General features: G+C 64.9%; 6 protein-coding genes. 2 read left to right on the top strand and 4 right to left on the bottom strand.

Annotated elements, in window-relative coordinates; genetic code table 11:
• Both IL54_RS11525 and IL54_RS11520 read right to left on the bottom strand, forming a co-directional pair.
• On the bottom strand, positions 1 to 1,525 hold a 1,525-nt coding region (locus IL54_RS11525), incomplete at its 3' end, for a tetratricopeptide repeat protein (RefSeq protein ID WP_037478456.1).
• A gap of 76 nt (positions 1,526 to 1,601) precedes the next feature.
• Entirely contained in the window at positions 1,602 to 3,128 is a 1,527-nt protein-coding gene (locus tag IL54_RS11520) for a cysteine--tRNA ligase (RefSeq protein ID WP_037475780.1), read from the bottom strand.
• Between the two features lie 327 nt (positions 3,129 to 3,455).
• Between IL54_RS11520 and IL54_RS11515 the strand changes: the two genes are divergently transcribed.
• Positions 3,456 to 4,148, top strand: coding sequence for a Bax inhibitor-1/YccA family protein (locus tag IL54_RS11515; RefSeq protein WP_037475777.1), 693 nt, complete (start codon positions 3,456 to 3,458; stop codon positions 4,146 to 4,148).
• A 4-nt stretch (positions 4,149 to 4,152) separates the two neighbouring features.
• Positions 4,153 to 4,437, top strand: coding sequence for a TFIIB-type zinc ribbon-containing protein (locus tag IL54_RS11510; protein WP_037475774.1), 285 nt, complete (start codon positions 4,153 to 4,155; stop codon positions 4,435 to 4,437).
• A 34-nt stretch (positions 4,438 to 4,471) separates the two neighbouring features.
• Here IL54_RS11510 and IL54_RS11505 read toward each other — a convergent pair whose 3' ends face one another.
• Both IL54_RS11505 and IL54_RS11500 read right to left on the bottom strand, forming a co-directional pair.
• The gene (locus tag IL54_RS11505; RefSeq protein ID WP_037478454.1) at positions 4,472 to 5,410 is read right to left on the bottom strand and encodes a right-handed parallel beta-helix repeat-containing protein; all 939 of its coding nucleotides are present in this window, start codon (positions 5,408 to 5,410) and stop codon (positions 4,472 to 4,474) included.
• Positions 5,411 to 5,710: 300 nt separating this feature from the next.
• Complete coding sequence (locus tag IL54_RS11500) at positions 5,711 to 6,004, bottom strand: hypothetical protein (RefSeq protein WP_037475772.1); 294 nt, start codon at positions 6,002 to 6,004, stop codon at positions 5,711 to 5,713.
• Positions 6,005 to 6,067 lie beyond the last annotated feature (63 nt).

Below are 6,067 nucleotides of genomic sequence, written 5' to 3'. Positions count from 1 at the left end.
GCGCGATCTTCGACCCCGCCAGGATCGCCATCGCGTCGAGCGCCAGCGCCGTATCCTGGCTGTCCGCCGCGATGGCGAGGATCGAATCGAGCGCCGCGCGCTGTTCGTCGGCCAATTCGCCATCGTCGCGCAGATTCTGCTCGTCGCGCAGCAAGGCGGCAAGCTGGGCCGCAGCGGCGGTGCGGGCCGGATCGCCATTGGCCCAGCGCTGCATCATCGCGGCATTGGCCAGCGCGAAGGCAGGGCTATTGTCGAGCGCCGCGGTTTCGGCGGCATAGTCGCGCGCCGCCGCCGCTGCCTTATCCCGCTGTTGCAGATCGAGCAGCACCGGGATGAGATACGGATAGACGCGCTGGCCCATGTCGCGGTCCTGCGTCGTGGCCGCGCGCACGCGGGCGAGAGCGGTTTCCAGCTTCGTTGCGGCCTCGTCCGGCCGTCCGCTGGCCTGGTCGATCAGGCCCAGTAAAGCGAGCGATCGCGCCGCCTGCGGGCTGGCTTCGCCCTCCACTGCGCGAAACCCCTTTTCCGCTTCGACATAGAGCGGCGCGGCATCGGCATAGCGTTCCAGTGGCAGCAATATGCCGCCCAGATTATAGAGGCCATAGTGGAAATAAAGGCTCTTAGTCCCCACCGTCTCGCGCTTGATCGCAATCGCGCGCTGCAGATAGGCCAGGCTTTCCACCCGTCGCCCGGTGCGCGACAGGAGGATGCCCAACATTTCCAGCGCGCGGGCATAGCTGGGATGCTTGGTGTCGATATGGGCGGTCGCGACCTCCACTGCCTGGCGCGCATAGCGTTCCGCCTCGGCATTGCGGTCGGCGCGAAGCAGCATCTGCGCATAGGTATAATAGGAAGCGACCGTGTCGGGATCATGGGGCCCAAGCCCGGTGATCCGCGCTTCCATGCTGCGCTTCTGCGCTTCCACCGCGTCGCTGTTGCGGCCAAGGCGCGAATAGGCTTGTCCTAGGGAAAAGGCGATGTTGGACTTGAGCATATAATCGCCCTTGTCCAACGTCTTGGGATCGACCTGCGCGAAATGGCGGTCGGCATAGGCGCTGCCCTCCGCCAATGTCTGCGCGCCGGTCGCGACGTCGCCGTTGATCGACTGGATATAGCCCTTGATCGACAGCCCCTGCATCCAGGGGATGGGATAGGCGTCGCGAAAGGGGGCGAGCATGGCCAGGCCTTTTTCCGCCATCGCCAGCGCCTGCGGATTCTTGCCCTCGATCTGGTCCATCGATGCCAGGTTGATCGTCGCCACCGCCGCCAGCGGATGGGGCAGGCCGTTCACCTTGACCCGGCTGGCCGCGGCGACCAACTTGTGCCAGGCATCGCGCGTCGCCGGACCCATCGCCTTGTCGAAATCGTCATTTTCGAACAGGGCCGTGCCGCGTGTCTCCATCGCGCGCAGGTCAGCATAGCGGGCATCGTCGCGCTGGAAACCGCGCATCGCGTCCGGCGCAGCCAACGCCTGTGGCGCGGCCAGCGCCAGGAGCAGACTGATTGCGCGCGTCGAAAGCCTCATGCCTATGCCCCCAAGGATTCCCCGGCGTCAGCATAGGCGCGCGGCGCAGTGCCGCGTCAAGTCACAACCGCAGCCGTTACGATCCTTGCGTCAGCGTCAATCGCCAGTCCCAGCGCAGCGGATCGCCATCCATCACATCGACGCCCTGTGCGATCAGCGCGTCGCGGATCTCGTCCGACAGGGCGAAATCCTTGTCGGCACGGCCAGCGGCACGGCGCTCCAACTCCGCCTCGATCGCGTCGGGGGTGATGGCGGCATCCTTGGGTCGCAGGCGCAGGTCGGCGCGGCTGAGCGTCATCAGGTTCAACCCCAGTGCCGCGTCGAAGGCGGCGATCAGGCACAGCTTTTCATCCACCGGGATCTTCTTGATCGCGATCGCTTCCTCCAGCAGCGGCAGGGCGCGGGGCGTCATCAGATCGTCGGCGATCGCTGCGTCGAATTGCTCCAGCAACGGCACCAGCTTGGGGTGGAGGTTGGCGCGCAGATAATCGAGCCGCGGCGATTGCCAGGTCACGCCCTCGGCCCGTGCCTTCAACCCTTCGACGCCCATCACCAGCCGCTTGAGGCGCGTCAACGCAGCGGCCACGCCCTCGGCGCTGAACTCCAATTCGCTGCGATAATGGGCACCCAGGCAGAGCAGGCGATAGGCGAGCGGATGCACGCCCGCGTCGATCAGCGAGAAGAGGGTGGTGAAGCCACCCTTCGACTTGCTCATCTTGCCGCTGCGATCGACCAGGAAATTATTGTGCATCCACCAGCGCGCGCCGGTGAAGCCCGCCTCCACCGCGCCGACATCGCCGCCGCAGCAGGCGTGGAACGCCTGATTCTGGGCAATCTCATTGGGATGATGGATTTCGCGATGGTCGATGCCGCCGGTGTGGATGTCGAACGGATGGCCAAGGCGCGCCTGACTCATCACCGAACATTCCAGATGCCAGCCCGGCGCGCCCTTGCCCCATTGGCTGTCCCATTCCATCTGCCGCTGCTCACCCGGTGGCGATTTGCGCCAGATGGCGAAGTCGGATGCGTTGCGCTTGCCCGCGACCGGATCGATCCGCGCATGCGCCGCATCGTCGCGGCCGCCCGCCAGCGCGCCATAATCGGGCACCGTCGAACTGTCGAAATAGAGGCCGCTGTCCAGCTCATAGCAATGGGTCGGCGCGATCTTTTGCGCAAATTCGATCATCTGCGGCACATAGTCCGTCGCGACCGTCCACTCGCTGGGGGCGAGGATGTTGAGGTCCGCGATATTCTGCTTGAACGCCTGGGTATAATGGGCCGCGATGTCCCAAATGCTCTTGGCGCTGGCGCGCGCCGCCGCCTCCATCTTGTCATCGCCCGCATCGGCGTCCGACGTTAGGTGGCCGACATCGGTGATGTTGATGATGTGGGTGACCGACAGCCCCTTCCACAACAAGGTGCGGCGCAGCGTATCGGTGAAGACATAGGCGCGCAAATTGCCCAGATGCGCATAATTATAGACGGTCGGCCCGCAGCTATAGATGCGCGCATGGCTGTCCTCGATCGGCGCGAACGGCTCGATCGTGCGGGTCAGGCTGTTGAACAGGCGCAGCGGCGCGGTGATATGCTGGTCGTCGGACATGGCGCAAAGCGATGGCGCGAAGCGGCGCGGGGGTCAACAACAAGAAACCCTCCCCGGCGGGGGAGGATTTGAATATTTGTAATAAAATGTTGCATCTGCGCCCGACCCTTGCACCGGCGCGTTCCTCCACCAATATGCTTGATGCGGGCCGGTGCCCTCTGACGATATGGATTTCCCCCCTTGTCCATATCGTGATGTCGGACCGCATCGGGTGCGCCCGGTGCAGGTTTTGCGGCAGTTGCCCCCTCAATGTCGCAAGAGACCGCACCGGGCCACTCGATCCACCGTCTTGATGGAGTAAGAGTAGCCGTGAATAATCCCGTTCGTATGCCGGGCTATGGCGCGAGCCGGACGGCGCAGACCGACGCCGGGCTGCGCGCGCATATGCTGGGCGTTTTCCGCAATATGGGCCTGGGGCTGGTGATCACCGGCCTGGTCGCCGCGTTCATCGGCAATACGCCGGTGCTGGCCGCCGCGATCTTTGGCACGCCGCTCAAATGGGTGGCGATCTTCGCGCCGCTGGCCTTTGTATTCTTCTTCAGCTTCCGCATCGACAAGATGACGACGGCGGGCGCGCGGCTGGCCTTCTTCGCCTTCTCCGCCGTGATGGGCGTGTCGCTGGCCAGCATCTTTCTGGTCTTCACCGGTGGCAGCATCGCGCAGGCCTTCTTCTCGGCCGCGGTCATGTTCCTTGCCATGGCGCTGTGGGGCTATACCACGCAGCGCGACCTGACGAAGATGGGCAGCTTCTTCATCATGGGCCTGATCGGCATCATCGTCGCCAGCCTCATTAACCTGTTCATCGGCTCATCGGCGATGCAGATGGTCATCTCGATCCTGGGCGTCATCATCTTCACCGGCCTGACCGCCTGGGATACGCAGCGCATCAAATCGGATTATTTCGCCTATGCAGGCCATGAAATGGCGGCCAAGATGCAGGTCATGGGCGCGCTGTCGCTGTACCTCAATTTTGTCAACCTGTTCCAGATGTTGCTCAGCCTGACCGGCGAGCGGGAGTAAATCTATGCGTGATCAAGCGGCGGTCTCCGCCATGCTCTGCCCGGTCTGTCATGTCGGATTGGCGATGACGGACCGGCAGGGGGTTGAAATCGACTATTGCCCGCAATGCCGGGGCGTGTGGCTGGACCGGGGCGAACTGGACAAGATCATCGAGCGATCGGGGCCGGGCAATGTCGTTGCGCCGCCGGTGGCACCGCCAAGCTATCGCCCGGATCGCGATTATCGTGACGATGGGCAGGGCTATCAAAAGAAGCGGAAGAAGAGCTTTCTGGAAGAGCTGTTCGATTGAGGGGAGGCCGGTCCGGCGAGGATCGGCCTTTTCGTTAGCGCCGGTCCTTCACTTTCATGCTTGGAGCCAGTTGGTTCGCGCCGATCTTCACCGCGTCGTCGGTGAAGTTGGCGACGAAGGTGGAGCCGCGTTCCAGGCCGGGCACGAAACCGGCCTTGTTGCCTTCTATCACCAGCCCGCTGCTGTCATGTTCGCGGCCTTCGGGGGCGACGGTGATGAAGGCGGACCAGTTGTCCTTGTCCTTGCCCTGCACCATTTCGTTGCCGCGGATGAGGCCGCTCGCGCCGTTGGACAGGTCGATCATATAGTTGGTCAGCTTGCCGCCGCTATCGTCGAAACTATTGCCGGTGATGGTGACGCGGGCGGTGCGGGTTTTGAGGTAATGGCCGCCATCGCCCAGGTCAAAGCGGCTGTTGGTCACAGTGAGGCTGTCGAGCCGCCCGATATAGATGCCGTGCGCGCAGTCGAGGTCACGGTCGCAGCGGCCGAGGTGTCGGAAGGTCGACTTGTCGATGCTGACCTGGCCGCCGTCATAGTCGCCGGTCAAAATCCCTTCCTCGCTGTTGCGGAACAGGCTGTTGCGGACGGTAAGGCTGCCGCTTTCCAGGCGGATGCCCGCGCCATTGCCATCGGGCACACGGATATTCTGAAAGATGATGCCGTCCACCACGCTCGCCCGGCCGCGCAGCACGAACGCGCCCTTGCCCTCGCACGGCACGCCGTCGAAGATGACGCTGCCCGGCGTTGCGGCGCGGATGGTGACGTCGCCGCCCTGCTGCACCGCGCATTGGCGATAGGTGCCAGGGGCCACGACCACCGTGCCGCGCCCGTCGCCGATCGCGCCGAGCGCATCGGCCAGCGACCCGAAGGCGCGGCCCGATTCGGCGACCGTGAAGGGGGCGGGATTGCCCTGTGCCAGCGCGGTCGAGGCGATGGCGAGGGAGACGAGCAGGCTGGTGGACATGATGCGCATGGCGCGCACGATAGGCGCGGGCGACGCGCCGACCAAGGCGAGAAGGGGGTTAATGGCGCGCTGCCCCGCTATGGGACAGATGGGCGGGCAAAGGTTGCGGGCGGCGGTGGCGGTTGCCGGCGCCCTGCCCGTCCCCGTGTCCGTCAGGGTCACAGCCACGCGGCGGCGGGGAAGTTCACACCGTTGCAGCACCCTGTTTCCGGGCGAATCCGGGCGTAAAGTGCCGGTGAAGCCCTCGCGACGCGACGGTGACGCGCCTGTTGGGTCACAGCGACGCGACAGGGACGCGTCACCCACGCGTCAGCGACGCGCCGCCCTGGGGGCGGGCGGCGGGGCGAACGGATCGGCGAGGCTTTGCGCATGGAGCGCCAGCGCGCGATCCCATGTCCGGTCGAACGGCGTGCCCGCCAACCGCTGCCGCAACCGATGCGCGCTGGCGCGCGACATGCCCGCGGTGCGGGCGGCGTGCGTGACATTGCCGGTCGCAAGCAGGGTGGCGAGGAAAAGCCGCTGCTTGTCCGGCGTCCAGCGGGCGCGATCGGTGGAAGCTGGCGCGGCGGGCGCGGGCGAATGAGGGGTGGGGTGCTGGTACATCTATGAGGATAGACCAGAGGATTTCCTACATTGGAAGGGGGATTTTTGGGTGGATTCATGACA

Source organism: Sphingobium sp. ba1 (assembly GCF_000743655.1).
Classification (GTDB): domain Bacteria; phylum Pseudomonadota; class Alphaproteobacteria; order Sphingomonadales; family Sphingomonadaceae; genus Sphingobium.
This window is presented reverse-complemented; position numbering and strand designations above follow the sequence as displayed.